Origin of the sequence: Helicobacter canis (assembly GCF_900451095.1) — a bacterium.
Classification (GTDB): domain Bacteria; phylum Campylobacterota; class Campylobacteria; order Campylobacterales; family Helicobacteraceae; genus Helicobacter_B; species Helicobacter_B zhangjianzhongii.
Window position 1 is genome coordinate 1,183,501 of the sequence record NZ_UGHV01000001.1, and the last position, 25,875, is coordinate 1,209,375.

The 25,875-nt window shown below is 46.0% G+C and carries 19 protein-coding genes and 3 pseudogenes; 11 read left to right on the plus strand and 11 right to left on the minus strand.

Going from position 1 to position 25,875, the window contains the following annotated elements:
* Positions 1-43: 43 nt before the first annotated feature.
* Positions 44-1,078 carry an HAD family hydrolase gene (locus tag DX060_RS11325; RefSeq protein WP_181814204.1) on the plus strand — a complete coding sequence of 345 codons (1,035 nt, stop codon included), beginning with the start codon at positions 44-46 and terminating at the stop codon, positions 1,076-1,078.
* A 192-nt stretch (positions 1,079-1,270) separates the two neighbouring features.
* Here DX060_RS11325 and DX060_RS05600 read toward each other — a convergent pair whose 3' ends face one another.
* Entirely contained in the window at positions 1,271-3,064 is a 1,794-nt protein-coding gene (locus DX060_RS05600) for an ATP-binding protein (RefSeq protein WP_115011541.1), read from the minus strand.
* 130 nt (positions 3,065-3,194) lie between these two features.
* On the opposite strand from DX060_RS05600, the gene ilvC reads away from it, so the two are divergent.
* Together ilvC and DX060_RS05615 are read left to right on the plus strand one after the other, a co-directional pair.
* Complete coding sequence (gene ilvC, locus DX060_RS05605) at positions 3,195-4,220, plus strand: ketol-acid reductoisomerase (RefSeq protein ID WP_115011542.1); 1,026 nt, start codon at positions 3,195-3,197, stop codon at positions 4,218-4,220.
* A gap of 221 nt (positions 4,221-4,441) precedes the next feature.
* Positions 4,442-7,981: a S8 family serine peptidase gene (locus tag DX060_RS05615; RefSeq protein WP_115011544.1), complete on the plus strand. Its 3,540-nt coding sequence runs from the start codon at positions 4,442-4,444 to the stop codon at positions 7,979-7,981.
* A gap of 19 nt (positions 7,982-8,000) precedes the next feature.
* On the opposite strand, the gene DX060_RS05620 is transcribed toward DX060_RS05615, so the two are convergent.
* The 6 genes and pseudogenes from DX060_RS05620 to DX060_RS05645 form a co-directional block, all read right to left on the minus strand.
* Positions 8,001-8,435 carry a glycosyltransferase gene (locus DX060_RS05620; protein ID WP_115011545.1) on the minus strand — a complete coding sequence of 145 codons (435 nt, stop codon included), beginning with the start codon at positions 8,433-8,435 and terminating at the stop codon, positions 8,001-8,003.
* The gene (locus DX060_RS05625; protein ID WP_115011546.1) at positions 8,407-10,413 is read right to left on the minus strand and encodes a glycosyltransferase family 4 protein; all 2,007 of its coding nucleotides are present in this window, start codon (positions 10,411-10,413) and stop codon (positions 8,407-8,409) included. The genes DX060_RS05620 and DX060_RS05625 overlap by 29 nt, the downstream gene beginning before the upstream one ends.
* Complete coding sequence (gene wecB, locus DX060_RS05630) at positions 10,400-12,964, minus strand: non-hydrolyzing UDP-N-acetylglucosamine 2-epimerase (RefSeq protein ID WP_115011547.1); 2,565 nt, start codon at positions 12,962-12,964, stop codon at positions 10,400-10,402. The genes DX060_RS05625 and wecB overlap by 14 nt, the downstream gene beginning before the upstream one ends.
* Positions 12,964-13,371 carry a hypothetical protein gene (locus tag DX060_RS05635; protein WP_147278782.1) on the minus strand — a complete coding sequence of 136 codons (408 nt, stop codon included), beginning with the start codon at positions 13,369-13,371 and terminating at the stop codon, positions 12,964-12,966. Before DX060_RS05635 ends, wecB begins: the two co-directional genes overlap by 1 nt.
* Before the next feature lie 692 nt (positions 13,372-14,063).
* Positions 14,064-14,369 (minus strand): annotated as a pseudogene (locus DX060_RS11975) (glycosyltransferase family 2 protein); the annotation flags it as partial.
* Between the two features lie 120 nt (positions 14,370-14,489).
* A pseudogene (locus tag DX060_RS05645) lies at positions 14,490-14,810 on the minus strand (glycosyltransferase family 2 protein); the annotation flags it as partial.
* A 56-nt stretch (positions 14,811-14,866) separates the two neighbouring features.
* On the opposite strand from DX060_RS05645, the gene DX060_RS11330 reads away from it, so the two are divergent.
* The 6 genes and pseudogenes from DX060_RS11330 to lpxB all read left to right on the plus strand — a co-directional run bounded on the left by DX060_RS11330 (position 14,867) and on the right by lpxB (position 20,937).
* Positions 14,867-15,004, plus strand: coding sequence for a hypothetical protein (locus DX060_RS11330; RefSeq protein ID WP_181814205.1), 138 nt, complete (start codon positions 14,867-14,869; stop codon positions 15,002-15,004).
* Positions 15,005-15,146: 142 nt separating this feature from the next.
* A pseudogene (gene groES, locus DX060_RS05650) lies at positions 15,147-15,413 on the plus strand (co-chaperone GroES); the annotation flags it as partial.
* A gap of 35 nt (positions 15,414-15,448) precedes the next feature.
* A complete protein-coding gene (groL, locus tag DX060_RS05655) occupies positions 15,449-17,089 on the plus strand; it encodes a chaperonin GroEL (RefSeq protein ID WP_115011550.1) in 1,641 nt (546 codons plus the stop codon).
* A gap of 391 nt (positions 17,090-17,480) precedes the next feature.
* A complete protein-coding gene (locus DX060_RS05660; RefSeq protein WP_115011551.1) occupies positions 17,481-18,080 on the plus strand; it encodes a hypothetical protein in 600 nt (199 codons plus the stop codon).
* A gap of 152 nt (positions 18,081-18,232) precedes the next feature.
* On the plus strand, positions 18,233-19,636 hold the full coding sequence (locus DX060_RS05665) for an outer membrane family protein (protein ID WP_115011552.1): 1,404 nt from the start codon (positions 18,233-18,235) through the stop codon (positions 19,634-19,636).
* 56 nt (positions 19,637-19,692) lie between these two features.
* Positions 19,693-20,937: a lipid-A-disaccharide synthase gene (lpxB, locus tag DX060_RS05670; RefSeq protein ID WP_115011553.1), complete on the plus strand. Its 1,245-nt coding sequence runs from the start codon at positions 19,693-19,695 to the stop codon at positions 20,935-20,937.
* Here lpxB and DX060_RS05675 read toward each other — a convergent pair.
* The 3 genes from DX060_RS05675 to bioD all read right to left on the minus strand — a co-directional run bounded on the left by DX060_RS05675 (position 20,934) and on the right by bioD (position 23,124).
* Positions 20,934-21,422, minus strand: coding sequence for a hypothetical protein (locus DX060_RS05675; RefSeq protein WP_115011554.1), 489 nt, complete (start codon positions 21,420-21,422; stop codon positions 20,934-20,936). The two genes, lpxB and DX060_RS05675, sit on opposite strands and share 4 nt — an antisense overlap.
* A 175-nt stretch (positions 21,423-21,597) precedes the next feature.
* Complete coding sequence (locus DX060_RS05680) at positions 21,598-22,374, minus strand: HugZ family heme oxygenase (RefSeq protein WP_115011555.1); 777 nt, start codon at positions 22,372-22,374, stop codon at positions 21,598-21,600.
* Between the two features lie 99 nt (positions 22,375-22,473).
* Complete coding sequence (gene bioD / locus DX060_RS05685; RefSeq protein ID WP_115011556.1) at positions 22,474-23,124, minus strand: ATP-dependent dethiobiotin synthetase BioD; 651 nt, start codon at positions 23,122-23,124, stop codon at positions 22,474-22,476.
* A 72-nt stretch (positions 23,125-23,196) separates the two neighbouring features.
* On the opposite strand from bioD, the gene DX060_RS05690 reads away from it, so the two are divergent.
* Together DX060_RS05690 and DX060_RS05695 are read left to right on the plus strand one after the other, a co-directional pair.
* Positions 23,197-23,937, plus strand: a complete 741-nt coding sequence (locus DX060_RS05690) for a glycosyltransferase (RefSeq protein ID WP_115011557.1) — start codon at positions 23,197-23,199, stop codon at positions 23,935-23,937.
* Positions 23,912-24,685, plus strand: coding sequence for a glycosyltransferase (locus DX060_RS05695; protein WP_115011558.1), 774 nt, complete (start codon positions 23,912-23,914; stop codon positions 24,683-24,685). Before DX060_RS05690 ends, DX060_RS05695 begins: the two co-directional genes overlap by 26 nt.
* A 44-nt stretch (positions 24,686-24,729) precedes the next feature.
* Here DX060_RS05695 and DX060_RS05700 read toward each other — a convergent pair whose 3' ends face one another.
* The gene (locus DX060_RS05700; RefSeq protein ID WP_115011559.1) at positions 24,730-25,875 is read right to left on the minus strand and encodes a glycosyltransferase family protein; all 1,146 of its coding nucleotides are present in this window, start codon (positions 25,873-25,875) and stop codon (positions 24,730-24,732) included.

Here is a 25,875-nt window from a genome sequence, read left to right on the forward strand (position 1 = left end):
GTTTTGGCTACAATCCCAGCTACCACAGCATAGAAGGAGCGCAATGAATATCGCATTTTTTGACTTTGATGGCACGATGGCAAAGGGTGATAGTCTGCTAGCGTTTGTCGCATTTGTGCGGGGCAAAAAAAGGCTATATTGGGGGCTATTTTCACGATGTTTTATACTCATTGGATACGCGCTAGGACTTATTAGCAATACCAAAGCCAAGCAAGCATTGATGCGCTATTTTTTTGCCGGTATGGACTATAAGGAATTTTTGCAAGAGTGCGAGCGGTTTTGCCCAGAGCTTGAGAGTCGCTTAAAGCCTGCTGCTCTAGCGCGCTTGCAATGGCATAAAGATAGGGGCGATAGGGTCGTAATGGTCAGTGCAAGCTTTGAAGAATACCTTGCCCCCTTATGTGCTAGGCTTGGTATGGAGTGTATAGGCACAAGACTTGCGACACAGCTTAAAAAAGTGGATTCTAGGGGGGATTCAGTCTTGGGTAGGCATTCCGCAGATTTTGGGGATTTGGAGGCAGCCGCAGACTCTTGCTCTGCCCCCAAAACAAGCGAAGCGGTGCAAGGCGCAAGCACGCAAGCAGGTTTCTTTAGAAATCCTAGAATCCTTAAAGACGCCAATTGGGGCAGTTTGGAAAAATCCACCGAAAATAAAAAAGTGGATTCTAGCAAGCAAGCCCCTTTTTCTGTCATTGCGAGCCGCGATAGCGGCGTGGCAATCCATAGTCAAAAAGTGGATTCTAGGAATAACGCACAAAATGTAGAAATATCGCAGAACGAAAAAGCAGAAAGCGTGTTTGATAACCAAGCCGCAGGCGGTAGGATTTTTCATCAAAACAAGCGAAGCGGTGTGAGCGTGAGCTCGCAGGTTTCTTTAGAAAAATCCACACAAACCCTAGAATCCACTTTTGTAAGCGGCGAGTTTGCCACGCCAAACTGCTATGGAGAGCAAAAGGCAGTGCGTATCCGCGCGCGCTATGATTTAAGCAACTATGCAGAGATTTATGCCTATGGCGATAGCAAGGGCGATAGAGCTATGCTAGAGCTTGCTACACACGCATTCTATAAGCCATTTTAATGTAGCTAAAAAGTGGATTCTAGGGGGTTTAGGCTTGTTTCATCACCGCTTTGGGATTCTAAGATTGCGCGGCTAGAATTGTGGCTTTTCAAGGCTTACAAGGATAATAAGACTTAAGGTCTATTGACGCAGTAAGCCGCAGAAATCCACAATTCTAGCCGCGCAAGCTGAATCCTTGTCAAAAAGTGGATTCTAGTGTGTGTTAAAGCCTACGCTTTTTTGCTCATCAAAATCCCCCTTTTGCTCGCGTATAATCATTTGGATAAAGTCTTCTTCTTTGAATATCGGCTTTGCTTGTGTGGCGATTTTGTAGGCGGTATTTTTCACCACTAGGGCGATTTGCGCACCGCTTAGATCATAGCTAGCAAGTGTGCTGGCAAGGGCTTTTGCATTGATACCGCGTGCATAAGGCGCGGTTTTGGGCAGGAATTTCTCCCATAAAGCCACGCGCATAGCAAAATCTGGGCGTTTAAACTCGATCTTATAATCAAATCTCCTAGAAAATGCCTTATCAAAGCTCTCCACAAGATTTGTCGTAGCAATCAGCACGCCAGAAAATCGCTCGATCTGCTCTAGGAAGATATTTTGCATTTGATTATGCATTTTCTCTGCGCCGCTATTGCTGTGTATGCGCGTGCTTAGAAATTGATCGGCTTCATCTAGGAGCAGTATGGGCGGATTCTTGCTCTTTTGCGCGATGTCTTTATAGGTGTCAAAAATCTTGCGCACATTTTTTTCCGACTCGCCCACATACATTGAGAGAATCTTGCTGCAATCAAAGTGTAGGATCTGCTTTTTTAACGCCTTGGCTATTGCCTGCGCGCTTAGTGTTTTGCCTGTGCCAGCTGCCCCATAGAAAAGGATCTTTGCCTGCACGCCTTTATGCTTATCGACAATGCCCCATTCTTTCAATCGCGCCACCACACTAGAATCCACTTGCTGCAAGATAGATTCTAGTGTGGCACGCGTAGCACTTGGCAAGATCACTTCATCAAAGCTAGCACTAGGCGTAAGTAGCTCGAAAATATCTTGCTCTAGTAGCTCGGTGGCTAGATTTTGCTTATTGCCCCTGCGCTTTTTGGGGGTGTTAATGAGCTTGCGTAAAAGCTCTTCAGGGATAAAAAATGTCCGCATAATCCCGCCAAAGGGATTAAGCATTTCACCATAATCAAGCAAGCCCTTTTCTACAAGGGTGGATTTCTCATCGAGCAAGGCGCGGTTTTGGATCTTCTCATATTCATTGTGGCTGACAAGATCGATGAGATTATTCATATCGCGGTAGTAGCCATCACCGCCGTAATACTCCTCCTTTAACAAGGCGAAAAATATAATTTCTTCTTTTGTGTTTAGGTGGTGATCTTTTAGCAGCTTGTGCGCTGGGATCTCGCTTTTGCTCCGCTCTAAGCGCGCTTGTATGCGCTCTTCTACCGAGCGGATTTGGCTAGCGATTTTGGCACTTTTTTTATGACGCAAGCTAGCAAGCAGCCCAATGCGTAGAAATTGATCTGTCAAATACTCCAAATGATCTGTGTAGGGCGTGTTTGCCGGGACTTCTTGCTGCACGCTGCCATCTTCTAGCAAGCGCAGAAAGCTTGATGATAGGCTTACTTCAAGTGGCAGCAGCTCAAGCAGTGCCATATCGCGCCCCACTTCCCTATCGCGTAAGAAAGAGAAATCCACCGCATTGATCCAGCCAGAATCTAGCAGAGACTTTATCGCGCCTAAATGCTCTGTCCGCTCGATTTTATTGATATACTCTTGCCTGCCCCAATCTTTGAGATTATCTAGCCTTAGCTTTTTTACATCTGTGGGCTTGCCAAAAATCGCGCCAAGTATGTCAAGCACGCGCTCCTCACTCTCTCCATCAAGGGCTGCTAGCACTAAATAGCGCAGGATCGCTGCTTCTTGCTCGGTGCATTTTAGATACGGATAGATGAGAGTCTTGGTGAAGTCTTTTTGGGAGAGAAAGTCTTTAAGATAGCGCATACAGAGTCCTTAAAAATCAGCGATTATACACAAGCCTAGCTTAAACATCTTAAAAAAATTGTAAGCATATTTAGCTACAATCACGCCCTACACGCGCATTTGCGAGCATATTTCACTAAGGAGCTACACAATGGCATTACAAGTATATTACGATAAAGATTGTGATTTAGGGCTTATTCAGGGCAAAAAGGTAGCTGTTATTGGCTTTGGGAGTCAGGGACACGCACACGCGGAGAACTTACGAGATTCAGGTGTAGAAGTCATCATCGGGCTGTATAAAGGTGGGTCTAGCTGGGCTAAGGCTGAAGCAAAAGGCTTTAGAGTGCTAGAAGTGGGAGCTGCGACAAAAGAAGCTGATGTGATTATGATTCTAATCCCAGATGAATTGCAAGCTGATGTATTCACACAAGATATTAAGCCAAATTTAAGTGAAGATAAAATCATCGCTTTTGGACACGGCTTTAATATCCACTTTGGACAGATTGTAGCCCCAAAGGGTGTGGGCGTGATAATGGTCGCCCCTAAAGCTCCCGGACACACGGTTAGAAGTGAGTTTGTAAAAGGTGGTGGGACCCCAGATTTAATCGCAGTAGAGCAAGACACAAGCAGGGGCGATGCAAAGGCGATTGCATTAAGCTATGCAAGTGCTATTGGTGGTGGTAGAAGTGGCATTATAGAAACAACTTTCAAAGATGAGACAGAGACAGACCTTTTTGGCGAACAAGCCGTGCTTTGCGGTGGGGTAACTAGCCTTGTAAAAGCTGGATTTGAAACTTTGGTAGAAGCGGGATATCCTGAAGAGATGGCGTATTTTGAGTGTTTGCACGAGCTAAAATTGATTGTAGATTTAATCTATGAGGGAGGGCTTGCAAATATGCGATACTCTATCTCAAATACCGCAGAATACGGCGATATGGTGAGTGGTCCAAGAGTGATAAATGCAGAATCTAAAAAAGCTATGAAAGAGATTCTAAAAGATATTCAAGAAGGACGCTTTGCAAAAGATTTTATTTTAGAGCGAAAGGCTGGATATGCTAGAATGAATGCAGAGAGAAAGAATCTAAACGCTCACAGGATTGAAAAAGTCGGTGGCAGACTAAGGGCGATGATGCCCTGGATTGGTGCAAATAAACTTGTGGATAAGGATAAGAACTAGGCATAGCCTTTTAAACTTTGTTTGTCTCTCTTGTGGCTTTGCATTGTGGAATCTCCGCAATGCAGTAGCTCTCATAGCTTTTTTCTACTTTGCTTTTTAGTGCTGTCCGTTGTGGATATTGGTAACTTATTTTGTCTTCTTGATATAAAGCTACAAATAGTAAAGCGTTTTTTTTTTTTTTTTTTTGTTAGAATCCCGCCAAAATTTTAGTAAGGATTCTAATGAAAAAGTATGTGATAGCCCTTTGTATAGGTGTCTTACCGCTTGTGCTAAGTGCTAGTGAGCTGATCCATATCCTTGAAAAATCGTGGAAACTTATCAACCTTGATGAAGCCTACAAGGAAAATCCGGGCATAGATGGCAGTGGCGTGAATCTTGGCGTGATAGATTCTGCCTTTAGCCCAAATCACCCGAGTTTAGCCGGTAAAGATGTGGGGCTAATCAATGGTATTTCTTCTAATGTAAAGGAGTGGCACGGCACTCATGTCGCTGGCATTGCCATTGGTGCGATGCAAGGTGATAGGAATCCGCACGGCATTGCCTATAATGGCAGATATTATGGGCTTGGCAAAAATAATCCAAGCTTAACCTATACGGGCAATTTATATGAAGATGTAAAGAATTGGAATGTCAAAATCATCAATAATAGCTGGGTAGCTAGGTGGTATCCGCTCAATAATCGTTACTATGCAGATTCTGGCTATGCTGTCATTGATAAAAATAGCGGGACAATTAGTGCGGATTATTATTTCAACACGCTTTTAGAGTGGAGGATTAACCAAGAAGAAACTTCCACAGGCAGGAGAACCCCACATGTTACTCTAGACCTTATCCGCCTATCTAAAGAAAAAGATATGCTAAATGTTATGGCAGCTGGGAATGAGGGTAAGATCACCCCTGCTGCCACAGCGGTGGCTCCAAGCTATGATGAAGCCGTGCGTGCGTGGCTTGTGGTAGGGGCTTTAGACGCACGGGGGATAACCATTGATGAGAAAACAAAGCATATTACTATTATGAGTGGTAAATGTAGTGGTAACGCTAATGCAGAGTGCAATGGTGCGGCAAGTTATAGCAATGCCTTTAAAGGCGCAGCACTCTATGCGATTACGGCTCCGGGTAGCAATATAGATTCTGCGAATGCGAATTTTTCTAGTGCAGGGGGAAACAATACGGCTGCTTGCGATGGGGATAACAAGGAAGAGTTTTGTGCGATGAGTGGGACATCGCAAGCTACGCCTATGGTAAGCGGGGCGGCAATGCTCGTGCAGCAGAAATTTGGCTTTTTAGGTGGGGCACAGCTTGCTGATGTGCTGCTTACTACGGCGAACAATAACTACACTGCACCAAAAATTACTATTAAAGCTATGCCAACATCAAGTGGTAAATACACTTCCTTTAATATCATTTATATTGATAATGAACCACCTATGAAAAATGGCAAAATAGATAGAGATAAAGTAAGGCAGGATTTGAAAGGGCTAGGCTATACAGATAGCGAGATTGACAAAATGTTCAATAATCTTAGCAAGACAGATCAAGCCCGCGATGATGCCGAAGCAATTATCAAGCTTAGCAAAGAAGAAGTCTTTGGGCAGGGGATCTTAGATGTGCAAAAAGCTTTAAAAGGCTTAGCACGACTTGATGTCAATCGTATGGGTAAAAATAGCGTAGAGCATTTTGAGGGAGAGAATCAAGCCTTTTATACCATTGATACAAAGGGGCTAAGCGGTGAGTTTAGCAACGATATAGATCAGCGATTATGGGAAGATAAATGGCACACAGAGGGTGCGTGGAACTCGCCTAAAGAAGAGCTAAAAGACATCAAAAAAGCAGGGCTTATCAAAGTAGGAGCTGGGAAGCTAACCTTAAGCGGGACAAACACCTATGAAGGTGCGACACGCGTCCTGCAAGGTGTGCTAGAGCTAAGTAAAAGCGGCAAGCTAGTAAAGAGCAATGCCTATGCGGAAAACGCTGGAGTCTTGCTCCTAAGTGGCGGTGTGATAGAGAAAAACGCCTATGCCAAAGACTCTGGGATCGTGCATATTGAAAATAGCGCAACAATTAAAGGCACGACCTATGCGGAAAATGGCGGAGTAATCCAGCTAGGCTCTGTGATAAATGGCACAAACACAAGCGGCGCGACACTTGCTACTTCTGGTGTCAAGCTCACAAATGGTGGAGTCTTAGCTGGCTCTGGCAGCATAGCCACAGGAAGTGAGATACAAGCAAGCACAAGCAAGGTGGAGAATCTAGGCGGTGTTGTGATGGCAGGATTTGGAGCTGCGCCTATCACAAGCCTTTCACAAAACACCCTTACAATCAATGGCTCTTATACGCAGGATTCTAATGCAAAGCTGCAAATCGCCTTTAGCGGCAATCTCAACTCTAAGCTAGAAGCAAATAGCTACGACATACAAGGCGGCACACTAGAATTTGTCCCCATATATAGCGGCGAGGGTAGCTTGCTCACCGCTGGGAAAACAATACAGCTAGATCTAGGCTCACTCAAAAATCATACTGATAAATTTGACACTATTTTGCCAAAGAGCAATAATGTCCTAGATTTTACTTATGATCACGCCAAGCAAACCCTAAGCACCACATTGAGAGCTGATGCGTTTAAGCCAAGTGGGGATTCTACGATGGGCGAGACATTGAAAGATATTTTCCAAGACCCTAGCCTATCAAAAGACTACCAAGACTACTTTGGCGCGATCACAAACGCTGCTAGCCCATTGTATCAAGCAAGCCTTGATAGCCTTGCAGAAAACGCCCCGCTCCAAGCTATGCAAGACACACTTACACTTCAAGAAAGTCTCTCTATCAATAGCCTTGCGTTTTTGGCGGACTCTACGATTGCAAGCCCTATGCCACTAGCCTACCGCAAGCTCCCAAGACTTGCAGCTGTGGCTGGCACAAATATGCTGCAGACAAAGCTGCTTGCAGACATTGCTAGTAGCTTTGGGGCTAAGAAAAATGAAGTGTCCTTTAGCACCAACTACACGCATTTTGCCCATAGCTCCTACCGCTCTAATGCTGTCTCCACCACTCTCCAAGCAAAGCGCACAATGAGCGATAGTCTCATAATCGGCGGCTTTTTAGACTTCACAACCAATCAAGCCAAGCACACCTACACGCAAGCTAGCGCGAATGCCTTTTCTCTAGGTGGTAGCGCGATATGGGATTTGAAGCATATAAGCGTGATAAGCGCGCTTAGTGCTGGGCTTGGGGCAAACTCCACTACGCGATCTATCATCGCTTCTCCACAAAGCTTGCAAAGCTCCTTTATGCAGTATCTGCTAAATGCGCAAGTTGGGATCGCTAGGGATTTTGCTATCAAATCAGTGGTATTTAAGCCTATGGCACTGCTCAACTACTCTCTAGTCGCGCAAGGCAGCTACGCCGAGCAGGGCGGTATCTTTGCCAAATCGTATGCGAGCGCGACTTACAATACACTAGGCTCTAGTCTAGGCTTGCATATCGGCTATGCTAAGTCGCTAGAGTCTATCAGCTTTAGTGTCAATGGATTTGGATTCTACACCTTGCGGCTTTTGACAAACTTGCAGAGTCAAAGCTCTTTTAGCGATTTTTCGCATTTGTGGTTTAGCCAAAATCATCAGCTAAGTATGCATGGATTTTATGGCGGACTTAATGCGCAGATAAACTATAAGCGATATTTCGCGCGGCTTGGGCTAGCTTCACAAGTAGGCGCAGACTACTACTCTATCAATGCCAATGCAAGCGTGGGACTATATTTCTAGCTTGCACAGGCTTGTGGTGCTAGATAAGGCTAGATCCTTGCAAGTAGAGTGCAAATAGCTCTCTAGGATATGGGTGTGAAAGGATATAAGCGATACTTTGTGCGCGCTTGCGTGAGAAATCTTCATAATACTTAGCATACTTATCTAAAATCCCTTGCAAATCTTGCTCTAAATCATCAAACACAAAGCCCCCAAATCTCTGTGCTGTGGTGTTTAGCTCGGGGCGGTTTGCCACGAGAGCTGGCGTGCTAGAGAGCATAGACTCTACAATGGTAAGCCCAAAGGTCTCATTGAGTAGGCTTGGTGAGATAGAGAGCTTGGCTTTAGCTAGGATTTGCTTTAGCTCTTGTGGGGGTAGGGCAGGGGCAAATTGAAAGGAAGAGTTGAGATAGTGGGCAAGCGCGTAAAGCTTCAGTAAAGCTAGCTCAATGGTTATTATGCCCCCCCCCCCCATAGAAATAGAGATTTATAAGCTTTTTGGCATAGCTGTGGAGATCTTGCATAATCTCTTCGCGCTTTTGTAGCAAGGTGGCAAACTCGCTCTCATAAGAGTCTAGGGTGTTTATGATACACACTTCTAGGCTTTGGATATTGCTATCTTGTAGGGCTTGGCGCGGATCAAAGCCAAAGCTCTTGCCATAAAAATTTTCAATAGTTTCTTGCATAGCCCCTAGATCGCTTACTATGGGGATCGCGCCGGCTAAAATGGATTCTATGATTGTAAGCCCAAAGGTCTCATACCACAAGCTTGGCAGGATTGTGAGCTTTGCCTTAGCTAGAATCTCTGCTAGCTCTTTGGGTGAGCGTGCTGGCAAGAAGGTGTAAGGAAGCTTTGCTTGCTTACTTACATTTGCTTCGGTGCTAGAATCCACTTTTGCTACTGCCTGCGGTTTGCTTAAATTTTGAGCATTTTGCTTAGAATCCGCTTGTGCGGATATGGATTGCCACGAAAATCCTTGCGGATTTTCTCGCAATGACAGAAAGGGGGCTTCACTCCTAGAATCCACTTTTTTACTAGCGGCATTTTTTCCGTCATTGCGAGCAAGCGCGCTAGCGTTTGCGTGGCAATCCATAGTCTCAAAAGTAGAATCCACTTTTTCACTCATCGCGTTTTTATCATCATTGCAAGCGTTATGTTCTGCGTGGCGATCCGCCCTAGAATCCAACTCGCTGTCATTGCGAGCCGACTTGTCGGCGTGGCAATCCATAGATTTTGCGTTAGCAAAAAGGGCATTCCTAGAATCCACTTTTTCAAAAGTGGATTCTAGGCTTTGGATCGCCACGCCGTGCTGCTGCAAGTCTCGCGATGACGGGAAAAGGGCTTCATCGGCTCGCGATGACAATTCTCGTCTGGCTTGTTTCTCTTCAAAGATTCTAGGAATTGCGGTGTTGCTAGTGGGGCTTTTAGCAAAATTTAGGGTAGAGCAAGACTTGCGGTCTGCGGTTGCCCTAAATTTTGCTAAATCGTCGCTATGGATACCCAAGACCGAATCTACTTTTGAAAAAGTGGATTCTAGGATTTTGGTATTTGGGCTTGCTTGGGGTATTAGCTTTCTAGCTAGCTCTATACATTTTGGCTTATCATCGCCATCGCCTATGATAAGCAGCTTATAGTGGGAGAAGCGCGGGATCTTGATGAGATTGGCAAAGGCGCGGAGTAGCAAGGGGACATTTTTCTCCGGGGCTAGCCTGCCAAAAAACACGAGCAAATCGCGTTTATCTGCTAGGGAGATGTGCGGGTTGTAGAATTTGGTCTCTATGGGGTTTGTCAGGGTGATTAGCTTAGAGCTATCCCAGCCATCTTGGATATGCTTTTGCCGCTGGAACTCCCCCACGCAAATGATTGTGTCAAAAAGCTCTTTTTCTTGCAGCAATGCTCCTTGATAAAAGGGCGAGCGCAGTGCCTTTAAAATCGAGTATATCCGCCCTCTTCTATCGCAGTTTTTATAGGCTATGCGCAAGCCCTTGCTATGCCCTATACATTGCTCGCAAATTTGCCCCTTGGCATAGTTGTATAGCCCGCCATTTGCGCAAGGTCCAAAGCCGTGCTGTGTGTAGATAAGCTTTGCGTTTGGGTGCTTTGCCTTGTAGGCTCTAAGGGCAAAAAGCACGCTAGGGCTTAGGCGGGAAAGGTAGTTTTGCGTGTGGATAATATCTGGCTTGATCGTAAAAAGAAAGGCTTTAAGCCGCTTGTAATTTGCGAGATTAAAGACATATTTATATGCCCCGCGCCACTTAGGATAGAGCTGCCAATCATCAAGGCGCAAAAATCGCGCACTCTCTATGCCACAAGGCGGCAGCCTATCACAGCTTGCGACATAGATGTCAAACTGCTTGGATTCTAGGGTGGCTTCTATGGTGTTGCGAAACACACTTTCTGCGCCGCCTTTGAAGGTGTCGGAGGCTAGGTGCAAGACTTTAGGCAGCGACATAAGCTACCTTTAAAAGTGGTTCAGCTTTTTTGGAGGATTGGGCTTTACTAAAGAAACCTGCTTGCGTGCCCCCGCCTTGCACCACGCCGCTTTGGGATTCTAAGATTGTGTGGCTAGAATCGTGGCTTTGCAAGCCGCGCAAGGAGATAAGACTTGGAGGTCTATCGACACAGCGCGGCGCAGCAATCCGCGATTCTAGCCCACAAGCTGAATCCTTTTTAGAAAAAGTGGATTCTAGGCTAAAATCTACAAAAACATAGATCCTATAGCCTAGCTCTGCCCCCCCTAAGAGATTTTCTAAAATGCTAGTAATTTGCTTAGAGCTTGTGCCATTTCCATAAGGATTTTTCTTAGAAGCCATTGCTGCATAGAGGGCTTGATTGTGCAAAAGCTCATATACAGCTTCAAAGATCGCGCTAGGATCTGTGCCCACAAGCTTTAGCGTGCCGGCTTCTAGCCCCTCTACGCGCTCTGTGGATTCTCTTAGCACAAGCACGGGCTTATGCAGGGCTGGGGCTTCTTCTTGGATACCGCCGCTATCAGTTAGGATAATATCTGCTCTATGCAAGAGATTGTGGAAAGCAATCACATCAAGCGGTGGGACAATACGCAGTCGCTCTTGGGATTTAAGGTGCTTTTGCGCGCTGGCTTGTATGGCTGGGTTGGGGTGGATTGGGTAGATTATTTTAAGATTGGGGATAGATTCTAGCAGGGCGTTGATCGCGCTAAAAATCCGCGCTAAATTCTTGCCTAGATTCTCCCTCCTATGGGCTGTGAGTAAAAGGCATTTATCAGTCCCTAGCCACTCTAGTAGTGGGTGGGTAAAGTCGCTTGCTATGGTGGTTTGCAGGGCATCTATGGCGGTGTTGCCCACGACAAAAATGCTTGATTGTGCAACGCGCTCATTAAGTAAGTGGGCTTTGGTGGTGTTTGTGGGGGTGAAGTGATAGGTGGCAATAAGTGCTATGGCTTGGCGATTAAACTCCTCTGGGAAAGGCGAGTGGATATTATGCGTGCGCAATCCTGCTTCAATATGGGCTATGGGGATATGCTGGTAGAATCCACATAGCGCGCTTATATATGCCGTAGTCGTATCGCCGTGGATACAGAGGAGATCTGGCTCTAGGGTCTTTAGCAGTGGGGAGAGATGATACAGGAGCTTATAGCTTATGGATTCTAGGCTTTGGTGTGGGGCGTGGATATGGAGATTGTAGCTAGGCGTGATCGCAAAGGCTTGCAAAATGGGAGAGAGCATAGAGTCTGTATGCTGCCCGCTTGTGATAGTGCAGATCGCAAAATGCTCGCTAGATTCTAGCTGCTTGATGAGCGGGGCTAGCTTGATGGCTTCAGGGCGTGTGCCAAAGATGACAGCGATTAGGGATTTGCGCAGATTGGGGAAGAATCGCGCATAAATCTCCCAGAGTCGCTGCTCCATAATCCCCCAAGCAAACTGCTCTTTATAGAGAGCTTGCCGCTTTGCTTGTAGCTGGGGAGAGTTGCTAGCAGCAAGGGAGATGAATGCTTGCTTGAGATTGTGCAGGCTAAAGTCAATCACCGCGCCAATGCCCATAGCCTCTACAATCTCGCTCATTCCCGTGCCTTTTACCATTACCACAGGCTTGCCTAGCAGGAGAGATTCGTAGAATTTATTGGGCGCGGCGTAGAGGTGATTAGGCACGCTTGGGTCATAAAGAGCGGTGATAATATCGCAAGCAGATTCTAGGGCTAGGGTATCTTCATAGCAGATCTTGCCATAGAAGCTGATATTATCCGCACGCGCGGCATAGCTCTCTACTACATCTTGCAAAATCCCAAAGCCAGCGATATGCAGCTCAAGTCGTGGATCTGCTGCTATAAGCTCTAGTAGCTCAAGTAAGTAGCGATTGTGGCATAGCACGCCGACATAGGCGATTTTCACACGCTTGGCTTTAGAATCTAGCAGAGCAAAGGGCTTAATATATGCGGGCTTTTCTGGGGCATTGTGGATAATGCTTAGGGATCTGGGCTTGCTTGGGGCGATTTGCTCTAGGCGAGATTGCGCACAGATGATGCACTCATCGCTATGATTGATGACAAAGGTCTCTATGGACTTTATAAGTGGCTTTAGGATTCTAGGGACATTAAAGGTATCGACATAGTAGTCAAAAATATCATAGATCAAGGGCTTTTTGCACAGCTTTGCTATACACAATGCCGGTAATGCCGTGTCTAAATCGCACGCGTGGATGGCATCGATTGTCTTGCGATTTGCCCAGAGATAGGCAAGGACTTTGACTTGGAAGAGTAGCAGGGGCAGGAGATTGCGTAGCCCGACACCATAGCTAGCCTTAATGCCTAGTCTATCGATGAGTATATGAGAGGTTTGTGGTGTGAGTGTGGCGCGTGAGTTTTGCGCACTATTTCTATCCCACGCAAGCACGCGGACTTTAGCACGCTGCTTGGCTAGGCTTGTGGCGATTTTTTGCACGCGTGAGTCTGGGTCGCAAGGATTTGAGCGAATGATTAGGATATGCGCTTTGGTAAATGCGTTGGATTCTAGTGGGGTTTGCATTATGCTGCCACCATTTCCCTAGGATCCTGCGCGGAGTTGTTTAAAATTTGGACTTCACTCCTAGAATCCACTTTTTTACATATTGTGTTTTTGCTGTCATTGCGAGACACTGCGCTAGCAGTGGCGTGGCAATCCACTTGCACACTAGAATCTAGCTTGTTAGATTCTAGCTCGGTTTGGTTGTTTTCTTTTTCCAAGATTCTAAGATTTGCGGTGGGGCTGTGGGAGCTTTGCGCGTTATGGTAAAGGTTAGCGAACTTGGTGTTCGTGCCTTTGCCATAACGCGCAACACTGCCACATTGCTCACCCGAAGCTGAATCCCCATTAGAAAAAGTGGATTCTAGGCTTAGAGCTTGATATACCCTAGCGAAAAGATACAAGCAAGCAAGCGCACAAAGGTCTGCCACTTGCGATGATAGCGTAGAGACTTGAGACAAGCCATAAGATATGCCGCCCCCCCCCAACTACCATTTATCAGCCCATCATAGCGGTGCTCTAGCACTTGCACGCTTGTAAGGATAGCAATCGCACGCTTTTGCGCGATACTAAAGCTTGCATTAGCACGCAGGCAATCAACTTGCGAGAGCTTACGAAGCTCATCAATCACGCGCCCTATATCAGCGATCTTTTTGTCGCGCGTTTTTGCATCGATTTTGCGCGTGATTGAGGAGCTAGAGTCGCAATAGACATAGAGCTTATCGGGTATGCCGATACTTTTTGTAGCTAGTGCGGTTAGCCAGAAGCTTTTAAGCACATCTTCTGCCATTGTTAGGCGGACATCTTCGCCCATATGTGCCACGAGCTGCGCGATCGCGCCTCGTATGTGCGAAGCTTTATAAAGCTTCGCACATATGTGCCACGGAGGTGTGGCACAATGGGCGAAGACTTCAAAAAGCACTTCATCTCCGAAAAGTGGCTTGCATAGCACAGGGGGACTTACGCGCTTAAGCGTTGGCGGCTCAAAACGCATACCAAAAAACACAATATCCGGACTTGTATCAGGCTCTTGCGCGCTTTGCTTAGATTTGCTTAGATTTGTGGGGTGGGGGTTGGCTGGGCTTTGGGCTTGTGTGGATTCTAGCGTGGCGTTGTAAGAGATCTCGCAGGCATTGCTTGTGAGATAGTCATCAGCGTCTAAAAAGGCTATATACTCCCCCTTTGCTGCTTTGATCCCTTTAATGCGCGTAGCAAATGTGCCGAGATTTTTGGCATTATGGATAATGTGGATTCTAGGGTCTTTGTGAGCATAATCTTGTGCTATGTGTATAGAGCTATCACTCCCGCAATCATCTATAACTAAAATCTCAATATCACGCAAGCTTTGGTGTATGCAAGACTCAAGGCAGCGAGCAATGTAGGATTCTACATTATACACAGGGATAATGATAGAGACTTTAGGCGGCATAGCGCGGCTGCCTGTGTGGTTTATGTGCTGCCCCCCCCCAATGGCATTTTTACACGCCTTTTCATTGACTAGGAGTGTGAGCTTAGGGATCGGTGTGGATTCTGCGAGATTGTGCAATAGGCGGTAGAGTCTCTTGCACGCGTGTAGCTCTATGTAGTCATCGCTATCTAGAGGCAAGATATATTTGCCCCTTGCTACTCTCTCTCCTGCTATGCGTGTGCTAAAGAGTCCTAGATTGGTCGCATTATGCACGATGTGGATTCTAGGGTCTTTGTGGGCGTAGTCTTGTGCTATGTGTATAGAGCTATCGCTGCCACAATCATCTATGATAATAATCTCAATATCGCTAAAAGTTTGATTGATACAAGAATCCAAACACCGCGCAATAGTGGATTCTACATTATAGACAGGGATAATGATAGAAACTAGGGGAGACAACATATATCCTTAAGCTAGAGTGTGCGTATCATAGCTAGGCTTTGGTTAAAGCTTGCTTTATGTGCTTGATTGGTCTTATGGATTTGTGTGGGGTGTATGAGTGTGAGTGGGGCGGAGCCGCAGAGTCGGGGCTGTTTGGCATTGATTGTGCATTATATATGATGGATTTATACTATGTAGATAATAATTCTTTATAGATGTATAGTAAATAAAGTTTAGTCATATAGACTAATAAATATTTATGGTAAATGGATAAATACTTGACTTATTTACATAATATTTCTACACTTTCGGCACTTAAAATTTTTAAGTGCTAATTTTTAGAACAAGGAGCAGGTAATGAAATTCAAACCACTAGGCGAACGGATTCTGGTTGAACGACTTGAAGAAGAAAGCAAGACAACTTCAGGGATCATTATCCCAGATAGCGCGAAAGAAAAGCCGCTTATGGGCAAGGTGATTGCCATAAGCAAGCAAGTCGCCGATGAAAAGTCTGTGAAAGAGGGCGAAGTAGTTGTATTTGGGAAATATTCTGGTAGTGAGATCAAGCTTGATAAAGCAGAATATATCGTGCTTGAGATCAAAGATGTGCTTGGCGTTTTGTCCAAGTAGTCAATACAAACTAACACAAGGAGCAAACAATGGCAAAAGAAATCAAATTTAGCGATAGCGCGAGAAACAAACTCTATGAGGGAGTGAAGCAACTGCACGATGCAGTGAAAGTTACAATGGGACCACGAGGGCGCAATGTCCTTATCCAAAAGAGCTATGGCGCGCCTACAATCACCAAAGATGGCGTATCTGTGGCAAAGGAAGTCGAGCTTGCAGACCCTATCGCAAATATGGGCGCGCAGCTTGTCAAAGAAGTGGCGAGCAAGACAGCAGATGCTGCGGGTGATGGCACGACTACTGCAACTGTGCTAGCCCATAGTATCTATAAAGAGGGCTTGAGAAATATCACTGCTGGGGCAAACCCTGTGGAAGTTAAGCGCGGTATGGATAAGGCTGCTGAAGCGATCATAGAAGAGCTTAAAAAGGCTAGCAAAAAAGTCGGTGGCAAGGGTGAGATCGCCCAAGTAGCGACAATCTCTGCAAACTCCGATGAGAAAATCGGCAACCTAATCGCAGAAGCTATGGAAAAAGTCGGCAAAGATGGCGTGATCACCGTGGAAGAAGCTAAAGGGATCAATGATGAGCTAAGTGTGGTAGAGGGTATGCAGTTTGACCGCGGCTACTTAAGCCCATATTTTGTAACCAACGCGGATAAGATGAATATCCAGCTAGAGAACGCGTATTTGCTACTTACAGATAAGAAAATCTCATCGATGAAAGATATTCTTCCGCTGCTTGAAGCGACTATGAAAGGCGGCAAGCCGCTGCTTATCATCGCAGAAGATATTGAGGGAGAGGCTCTTACGACTTTGGTCGTCAATAAATTGCGTGGTGTGCTAAATGTCGCAGCGGTGAAGGCTCCGGGCTTTGGCGATAGGAGAAAAGAAATGCTAAAAGACATCGCAATCCTTACAGGTGGCGAAGTCATCAGCGATGAAGTGGGACTCACGCTAGAGAACGCAGAGATCGCACACCTTGGGCAAGCTGCTCGAATCGTCATCGATAAAGACAACACAACCATAGTCGATGGCAAGGGCAAGAGTGCTGATGTCAAAGCCAGAGTGGCGCAAATCCGCACACAAATCGCAGAGACCACAAGCGATTATGACAAAGAAAAGCTCCAAGAGCGGCTAGCCAAACTTAGCGGCGGTGTAGCGGTGATCAAAGTGGGTGCGGCTAGCGAAGTAGAGATGAAAGAGAAAAAGGACCGCGTAGATGACGCGCTCTCTGCGACAAAAGCTGCGGTAGAAGAAGGCATTGTAGCAGGTGGTGGCGTGGCTCTTATCCGCGCGGCGCAAAAGGTCAAGCTAAAGCTTGAAGGCGATGAAGCAATCGGCTATGACATCATCAAGCGCGCTATTAAAGCTCCTTTGGCACAAATCGCTATCAACGCGGGCTATGACGCAGGCGTGGTGATTGATAAAATCGAAAACACCAAAGAAGAAGGCTATGGCTTCAATGCCGCAAGTGGCGAGTATGTAGCGATGTTTAAATCAGGTATCATCGATCCTTTGAAAGTTACGCGAGTAGCACTGCAAAATGCCGTGTCTGTCTCAAGTATGCTACTTACCACAGAGGCGACAATCAATGAGATCAAAGAGGACAAGCCTGCTCCAGCTATGCCAGATATGGGCGGTATGGGTGGAATGGGCGGTATGGGAATGATGTAACCCCAGCCCCTGTCTTTAGCTAGATTCTGCCTAGAATCTAGCTTTTCTAGCTTCTCTCCATAGATTTTAGCAAACCACTTCAACCACATAAAGCAAACAATATCCCCCACCCACTACATATAATGATATAAGGCGGATATGTGCCAATCTTGCCAATGCCCCAAACAAACATACAATCCATAATCAAAAGTGGATTCTAGTGTAAGGCGGAGCTTGGAGACACTCATTTAGGCTAGGGCGGAGTAGTATCTTGGTGGTAGCAAGCAGCCAGATTAGCAACCTACAAAAGTGCGCAATCCGCGATCGCTCGCGCTGGGTGAAATCTGCGGCTAGAATCCTATATGGATTTTAGCTAGAATCCGCTTTTGTAAAGAGTATTTAGGATAAGGTGATGAGACTATTACAAATCTTTCTACTTAGCATTATGATATGTGGGAGTTTAAGGGCTGGAGTTGGCTGTATGATAGGAGATTTTAGATGTTTAATAGGAAATATGTTGCAAATAGCTTCATTTCATTATGGCTTTAGCACAGATTTAAACAAGATAGATTCAAATAAAGTAGCTAAAGATAGATTTGGCGGAATCGTTGGTGCTAGTGTAGGGTGGAATTTCTTTGTGGATAATCATTTTTATTTAAAGCCTTCTGTATCCATTCCTTTTACTGATTATGAAATAGGATTTGGTGTAAGGCTTAAATATCTTTATATGGACACTTATGCTCCCACTCACTCTGTGGGTGGAGTGCTATATATCCACCCAGAAGGGCTTATGGGCACAGGCTCAATTATAATTGGTGCTGGAGCAAATTTTAGCCAGACGCATAATCTCAAAGCAAATGGAGCATATATTGAAGTAGGCTTAGGCTTATTAAAAATAAGTCCACTTTTAGTCAATACCGATATTACTTATCGTGCAAATATCTATGGCAGACACAATGATTTAGAGTTAGGGACAATCCATAGCTTAAACTTTGTTTGGACTTTTTTGTAAGAACTTCTTAAGGCATTGCTTCAAAGCATTAACGGCGCGCTTATCTAGCAAGCCCTGCAAACTCGCACTTCTCAATGCCTAACACATAAAGCAAACAATAATCAAAGCCCCACTATAATGCCGCATTTGACAACTTCTCACAAAGGGCGGTAATGAAAAAAATTGCGATGATTGGGCTGTTTATGGGCTTTGCGCACGCTTCATTAGATAGTGTGCAAACTCTTGCGCAGAGCAAAGACACAAGCACAAGAGGGATCTTCCCCACGATACAAGTAGAGTCTTTTAATAAATTCGCGCTCGGCGGAGACAAAATCTCGCCAACAGAGAGCTATGGCTATATGCTAGGCACGCTTGGGCTAGAGCTTAGGGCTGCCCTAGAGTCTGGCTCAATCCAAGTGGGCTTAGGCGGTGCTGGGGCAGGGCTGGCGCAAGACTCTACAAGAAGGGGCGATAATCTTGGCTACAACTATGTGGGCTTTAATCCAAGCTACGATGGCACAGGCACTCCCACCGCCCTAAACACGCGCAACTACTATATCCACAATGCGTATTTCGCGCTCACGCAAGATAGGGGCAAGAGCGCGTATGACCTATCTTTGGGGCGGTTTTCCTACGATGATGGCGACTATGTCAATGGCTTTGTGGAGGGCGGCAAGCTAGGATATAGCCTAAAACTCACAGATTCTGGGATTTTCTACACGGAGCTTGCTGCTATCTCTAGCATAGCCTTGCTTGGTGATGGATTTTTCTGGGATTATAGCCGCGCGAATGTGCCTAGGGGGCTGCTAAGTGGCAAGCTAGGCTTCTCGCAGCTCTTTGGCAATGGCAGCAGCCTTGCTATCCACGCGTTTTATTACTATGGCATTAGTGAGTATAGTGCGCCCGGACTTAATGCGCGCTATGAGACAAACGCCGCTGCTAGCGAGTCTAGCGGCTTTAACGCCACCACAAGGCTCAATGTCGTCCTGCCGATATATGATAGGCTCTATATGCCTGTACCTGTGCTGCTTGGGAGCTTTTTGCGCGATGAAAATGGGAGAGAAGAGGGGCTTACTGCTACCATTATGCTAAAGCAGGATTTGGACTTCTACAAAGAGCGCAGCTCCTATAATCTCGCGCTTGCTATGCAGCAAAATATCGGGCTATCTCACGCTAGGCTTGGGTTTTTTGGCTCGCCACTTGGGGTAAATATCTGGGATAATAGCGTGTATGCCACTGGCTCTTCGCTTAATGCTATCGTGTATAAAGACGCCTTTAGCGCGCTATTTTTCACCAAAGCAAGCTTTGATAGAGAGTTTTTGGGCTACAAAAATCGCTATGACATAGGGCTAGATGGTCGCTACACCACTGCCCCTGCCGCTGATGAATACTCGCTCAAGCTTACCCTAGATATGAGTATCAACAAGCTTGTAACCCTCTCACTCATCGCAAATTACTACACAAGCATCTACCGCCACAGCGGCGTGCTGAACCCCGACTTCGCGCCGCAAAACATCGCGCCAAACACCGCCATAAACCGCAGCTATGTGATGACAAAATTTAGCTTTGATTTGTAGAATCCACTTTTATGCATTTAATTAAAAGTGGATTCTAGCTCTGCTTGGGAGATGCTATGAGACTTTTTCTTAGTGCATTAGAATCTAGTGCCAATATCCACGCCAAAGAAGTGATACGACAGCTCCTTTGCCTGCGTGATTCTAGTGGTGGCAAGCCCTGTGGGCTAGAGACTGCACCGCTAGAGATTGTAGGGGTCTTTGATCGGGCGTTGTTTGGTGAGTTTGTAGCACAAGGTGTGCTGCTAAATCCACTTTATCACCCTAGGGATTTTTCTATTATGGGCTTTAGCGATGTGGCGGTGAAAATCCCCTTTTTGCTCCGTGCGCAAAGACTTCTTGCAAAGAGTGCGATAGGAGCTAGTGTGATTATGCTTATGGATTCTTCTTCGTTTCATATTCGTTTGAGCAAGCGTATCCGCTCACTGCAAGAAGCAGGTAGTGGCGGTGTGATCGCGCCTATTTATTATTATATCTTGCCACAGCTCTGGGCGTGGAAGAGCTATCGTGCAAAGAGCTTAGAGCGATATTGTGATACATTGCTTGGGATTTTGCCCTTTGAAGCGGAGTGTTATAGCAAGCAGGCAAGAGAGAGCGGGCAGTTTGTGTATGTGGGACACCCGCTGCTTGATGAGCTAGAATCTAGCCTATTAGATTCTAGAGTGGATTCTAGGGCAAATGCGACTACCACTAGCCATAAACCTGCTTGCATTGTCTTTATGCCCGGATCTAGGCGTGGGGAGATCAAGCGGATTTTCCCGACATTTTATCAAGTGGCAAAGCAACTTCCCAATGCCAAAAAGCTTCTTGTGATCCCAAGCACTTTTGCCCAGGATTCTAGCGACCTTGCAAGCTTGCGGACAATCTATGAGATAAGCCCTTGCACTAAGGGGGCATTGCAGGACTTCACCCTATGCTTTGATACTAGATCTGCGCTTATGCAAGCGGATTTTGCTTTCATCTGCTCTGGCACCGCGACTTTAGAGGCAGCATTGCTTGGGGTGCCATTTGTCCTAGCGTATAAAAGCGCGTGGCTTGACTACTATATCGCACGCTGTTTTGTGCATTTGCGCTATATAGGGCTGGCAAATATTTTCTACAATGCGCTATGCGGAGAGAAGCCCGGCTGCGGTAGCTCTAGAATCCACCAAGAGCTAATCCAAGGGGCTATGAGTGTGGAAAATCTCTTGCAAGCCTACCGCCAAGTGCGCGTGCAAGACTTCATCGACAATGCCTACAAGCTCCGCGCCTATCTTAAGCACGGCAGTGCGCGTAATGTCGCCGCGCGGCTTTTGGGGCATTAGTCTAGAATCTCGACTTGCACAAGGATCCGTATCCCAAGCCTTGCGCACACTTGCGAGACTTTGGGGGAGAGGTTTAGGGCTAGGGTGTCGGCTTTGTTTAGATAGGAGTGGATCTTTAGCACGATGAAGGCATTGTGCTGTTCTTTGAGATTTTCTAGGGCTTTGTGCTTGTGGCTAATGCGCTCTACAAATCGCTCGCACTCTTTGCGAAACACGCTTAAAGCTATGATTTTGGAGTGGATTTTATAAAAGGCTTTAGGCTCATCTTTAGATCCCGCTTCACTTGTAGAGGTGGATTCTAGATTAGAGGCTTTGTGATACTGCTCTAATTCTTGTTTCCAATGTTTATAGGATAGGGTGATGGATTCTGCGTTTTTGTGCTTATAGATACTTGGGCGAAGTCCTAGGGCTTCATAGACAGCGATGGGGCAAAACTCCTCCATATATAATTCTAAACCGATGATACAATACGAGCGTTTGTGCATAGAAGATCTCCTTACTTAAAGATAAGGATTTTACCAAAATCATAATGCGTAAGAGAAAAATACCCCCCAAAGGAGAGAGAAAAGGGGGTATAAAGGAAGAATAATGCAAAGTAATACTGATCACAACAACTAAAGGAGACCCACCACACTCCTACCCTATTACTCCTTAGTTGTGCTAGTGTGCGGGGTGTGTGCCTTTGCTATGGGGATTTCTGCTATGAGGGTTGCCAGATCCGCCAAGATAGGAGATCTCGCCATTTGTGATGGCATAGGCTTGACCAAATCCCTTGACATAGCGACCATTGCGGACAATTAGCTCAATGAGATGAAAGTCGTGCATATTTTTGATAGTTTTGATCCCGCCACTTCCACCACTTTGCTCGATAAATTGCGCAAACACATTTTCAAACTCCTGACTATCTCGCTCGACAAATCTTGCATTCACGCGGTAGCGCAGTCTTTTGCGCAAGATGACAGATTGTGCTTTACTCTCATCTTCTAAAAACATCAGCTCGACATTGTTTGGATTGGCGCGGATGCTTGCATAATGCTCCGCCACTTCGCTAATGTAGATATAGAATCTACCTTCGCTGTGGATCACAGGCGCATAGGTCGCCAATGCCTCGCCGCTAGGGCTAATGCTTGCCAACACACCTGAGCCAAACGCCTTGGCAAATGCATCAATCTCTTGCTTAATGCCCGCTAGATCGTGTGTCTGCTCTACGCTCATACATAGTGAGATAATGGCGTTTTTTATGGTATCTGGTGAGGCTTTTTGGGGGAATTCCACGCGCACACTCCCACCTGCATAGGCTATATCTAGTCCTTCAAAATCCACGCCCTCTAGCTTGACATCTTTGGGATCGCTCTTGCCTCCAAACTTTTTCACCAAGCCGATAAGCTCGTTTGTGTGATGATCATTCATATGAGTAATGATACTTGTAAAATCCATCTTGACTCCTTTGTGTTTCTTTGGGGGGTATTATAAAGCAAGCTAACTTAGATTTTTATTAAAAATAAGAATAACTATCACAAATGATAAAATCGGATTCTAGCCTTGCAAACATTGCAGGCGCAAATGATTTGTGATAAGCGGTGCTTGGCTGGCTAGAGTATCGCAGGCATAGGAGAAGTTCTCTTGTGTGAAAAATGGTGTGCGCACAAGCGGAGTGCCTTGCAGCAAGGGGTGATTGTGTAAAAAATCATTGATATATGTTTGATAGCTATCATCACTACTTGTCATCATCGCCAAACACAGCAAGGGGATATTGTGCGCCTTAAGCGCGCTAATGCTTAATAAAATATGATTGATACACCCTAGATAATACCGCCCCACAAGGACACAAGGCTTTGGATTTAAGCGCATATAATCAATCATACACTGCGTATCATCAAGCGGTGTGAAAAGCCCTCCGGCTAGCTCTATGATGAGATTTTGCGCGCTTGGGATTGCGATATGGCTACCTTGATAATCACATCGCTCTATGATCTTAGCGATATGTGGCGATGCTGGAGTGCGCAGGCTTATACCATTGTCAAAAATCGTGCATTCTGGGACAAATTGCTTGATAAAAGCGCGATCTTCTTCCTGCCCTGCTTGCACAAGCTTGAAATACCCATACCCAAATACCTTGCAAAAAGCCGCGCTAAAGTGTGTTTTGCCCGTGTCAGTGTGGATACCTGCGATATAGATTTGTGCCATATATTCCCTTTGTGTGATAGGGCATTGTATCAAAAGCTTTATGCTACAATGCGCTTTTTTTAGGAGAGTGTGATGCAAGATGTAGATTCTACTAGCCAAAATGTGTTGAAAAGCCCGCTATCTAGCCCCCAAGCAAAAAGCTCGCCCCCCATTGTAGCAGTGGTAGTGCCCTGCTACAATGAAGAAGCGGTTTTAGCGCATACGCATAAGGCATTGAGCCACAAGCTTCGCGCGCTTGTGGATTCTAGCGATATTAGCCCAAAAAGCTTTATATGCTATGTCGATGATGGCAGCAAGGATAGCACTTGGGAGATTCTAAGCCAGCTTGCTACGGCTCATTTACTGCCAGAATCCACTTTTGCTAAAGTGGATTCTAGGAATGCCCTTTTTGCTAACGCAACATCTATGGATTGCCACGCCGACAAGTCGGCTCGCAATGACAGCGAGTTGGATTCTAGTGTGGATTGCCACGCAAACGCTAGCGCATTTGCTCGCAATGACGATAAAAACGCCGTGCTTCAAAAAGTGGATTCTAGGAAAAACGCCCAAAATCCAAGCAAGCCACAGGCGGAAGCAAACGAGGATTCTAGCACCGAAGCAAATTTAAATGAGCTGGCGCAGGATTCTAGCAATGAAGTCCAAAATATAGCCAACTTTGCAAAGGATTCTAAGATTTTGGAGCTAGAATCGTGGCTTTGCGAGCCGCGCAAGGAAGATAAGACTAGTGGTCTATCAACGAAGCGCGGCGAAGCAATCCGCGATTCTAGTCCAAAAGCTGAATCCCTAGTTGATTTCCCCCCCCCCCCCCCGTAGAATCCCCACTAGAGCCCTTAAACTCTCGCGCAATGTAGGACATCAAAATGCCCTGCTAGCAGGCTTAGATTTTGTCGCCCAGCAGTGTGATTGTGCCATTAGCATTGATGCGGATTTGCAAGATGATATTGAAGTGTTTGATGCGTTTGTCGCTGCGTTCAAGCAGGGCAAAGAAGTCGTGTATGGCGTGCGTAAAAGGCGCGATACAGACACAGCCTTTAAGCGCAAGAGTGCGCAGGGCTTTTATGATCTTATGGCGTTTTTGGGGGTGAAGATTATCTATAATCACGCGGATTATCGCCTGCTCTCCTCTCGTGCTATCACTGCGCTTAGGGAGTTTAAAGAGGTGAATTTGTTTTTACGAGGGATTGTGCCGCTGCTTGGATTCTCTAGTGGAGTTGTGGAGTATGATAGGCTTAGTCGCTATGCCGGGGAGTCAAAATACCCCTTGCGCAAAATGCTCTCTTTCGCGTGGAATGGCATAACAAGCTTCTCTATCGTGCCGCTTAGGCTTGTGAGTGTGATAGGCTTTGTGTTTTTCTTGCTCTCCATTGGGCTTGGTGGGTATGTGCTTTTTGTGCGGTTTTTCACAGATTGGGCGGTGTATGGCTGGGCTTCGACGATGATCCCGCTAAGCTTTTTTAGCGGTGTGCAGCTGCTAAGTCTTGGGGTCATTGGCGAGTATGTCGGCAAGATTTATCAAGAGAGCAAGGCGCGTCCAAGGTATTTTATCGATGAGATTAGGTGAGGGCTTGATAGCTAGATTGCTAGATACTAGAATCCACTTTTGGCTTACTTCAGCAAATCTCGCACGATTTGGCGTGCTTTTTTGGCGTTGCTCTCTAGGCTTAGCTCTTGTGCGTGGCTGTGGGAGCGGATTTTATACGCCATAATTTGCGCAGGTGAGAGAGAGCGCACGGCTTGGGCTAGGGAGCTAGCACTAAAATCGCTAGAAGTTATGCCCACTTCATAATGTCTAAAAAACTCTCTAATAGAATCTAGCGGTGTAGCTACCACGCAAAGCCTGCTTTGGATATATTCAAAAAGCTTATTTGGCATAGCGTTTTTGTTGTTGAAGCTTGTGTCTTGCAGGCTGATTATGCCTATATCAAAGTCATTGCAGCTAGGGATAATCTCTTCTAAGCTCACAGGCGGGAGGATATGGCAGTTTGGGATAGGGGCTGCTTGAGCGATAAATCGCGCTAGAAAATCGCTATTGTTGCTTAGCACTTGGCAGTAAATCTCATAGCCCTCTCCTAGCTCTTTGGCAAGCTCTAGGAGATTAGTAGAGCCTCTCTCTTCACTAATTAGCCCGTGATAAATGAGCTTGATAGGCGTGCTAATCGCGCTTGGGGTTAGGCTATGGTAGGGCGGGAGTGAGTAGTAAAGAATGCTTGTGATGCCAAAGTCCTTAGCATAGCGATCTATTATGGGGGTGCTTACGCATAAGCAGCAATCAGCCTTTGGCAAGTAGTGCTTACACAAATGGGTAAAGAATCTGCCAAGCCCTTCTAGCCACTGCTTATCTTCATACTCTAGCGGATAAAATTCACGCAAATCCACTAGAATCTTGCAAGGATACTTCTCTTTATAATCACACGCAAAAGGCAGTAGTGCTAGATCTTCGACAATGATTAGATTAAGCCTAGGGAGAGATTCTAAAATCTTAGGGATTGTTGCGCGGTTTTTGGTGTAGATAAGCGGGGCAAAGTCGCCTTGCTCACACAAAAAGTGGATTCTAGCGTTTTGCTCTTTGGTGCGGGTCTGGGCGTTAGATTCTGGGGCAGGGAAGCTAAAGCAGCGTGCGCCATTTTCTTGGCTCGCTTCTCGCGCGATGACAAACATCTGGGCAATATCTTTTAGCGCGGAAATCATTCTGTGCGGTCTGGGTCGCTTTGTCGTATCAAAGTCCGCTAGCATAGCAATATGTGGGCGCAA

Excerpts from the sequence above, each read along its gene's own strand:
- DX060_RS05680 (WP_115011555.1), bottom strand. The coding sequence starts at position 22,374 with ATGGATTTTACAAGTATCATTACTCATATGAATGATCATCACACAAAC.
- DX060_RS05615 (WP_115011544.1), top strand. The coding sequence starts at position 4,442 with ATGAAAAAGTATGTGATAGCCCTTTGTATAGGTGTCTTACCGCTTGTG.
- DX060_RS05665 (WP_115011552.1), top strand. The coding sequence starts at position 18,233 with ATGAAAAAAATTGCGATGATTGGGCTGTTTATGGGCTTTGCGCACGCT.
- DX060_RS05620 (WP_115011545.1), bottom strand. The coding sequence starts at position 8,435 with ATGGGGGGGGGGGGCATAATAACCATTGAGCTAGCTTTACTGAAGCTT.
- wecB (WP_115011547.1), bottom strand. The coding sequence starts at position 12,964 with ATGCAAACCCCACTAGAATCCAACGCATTTACCAAAGCGCATATCCTA.
- DX060_RS05600 (WP_115011541.1), bottom strand. The coding sequence starts at position 3,064 with ATGCGCTATCTTAAAGACTTTCTCTCCCAAAAAGACTTCACCAAGACT.
- lpxB (WP_115011553.1), top strand. The coding sequence starts at position 19,693 with ATGAGACTTTTTCTTAGTGCATTAGAATCTAGTGCCAATATCCACGCC.
- ilvC (WP_115011542.1), top strand. The coding sequence starts at position 3,195 with ATGGCATTACAAGTATATTACGATAAAGATTGTGATTTAGGGCTTATT.
- DX060_RS05660 (WP_115011551.1), top strand. The coding sequence starts at position 17,481 with ATGAGACTATTACAAATCTTTCTACTTAGCATTATGATATGTGGGAGT.
- DX060_RS11325 (WP_181814204.1), top strand. The coding sequence starts at position 44 with ATGAATATCGCATTTTTTGACTTTGATGGCACGATGGCAAAGGGTGAT.
- DX060_RS05625 (WP_115011546.1), bottom strand. The coding sequence starts at position 10,413 with ATGTCGCTGCCTAAAGTCTTGCACCTAGCCTCCGACACCTTCAAAGGC.
- bioD (WP_115011556.1), bottom strand. The coding sequence starts at position 23,124 with ATGGCACAAATCTATATCGCAGGTATCCACACTGACACGGGCAAAACA.
- groL (WP_115011550.1), top strand. The coding sequence starts at position 15,449 with ATGGCAAAAGAAATCAAATTTAGCGATAGCGCGAGAAACAAACTCTAT.
- DX060_RS05675 (WP_115011554.1), bottom strand. The coding sequence starts at position 21,422 with ATGCACAAACGCTCGTATTGTATCATCGGTTTAGAATTATATATGGAG.
- DX060_RS11330 (WP_181814205.1), top strand. The coding sequence starts at position 14,867 with ATGTGCTTGATTGGTCTTATGGATTTGTGTGGGGTGTATGAGTGTGAG.
- DX060_RS05690 (WP_115011557.1), top strand. The coding sequence starts at position 23,197 with ATGCAAGATGTAGATTCTACTAGCCAAAATGTGTTGAAAAGCCCGCTA.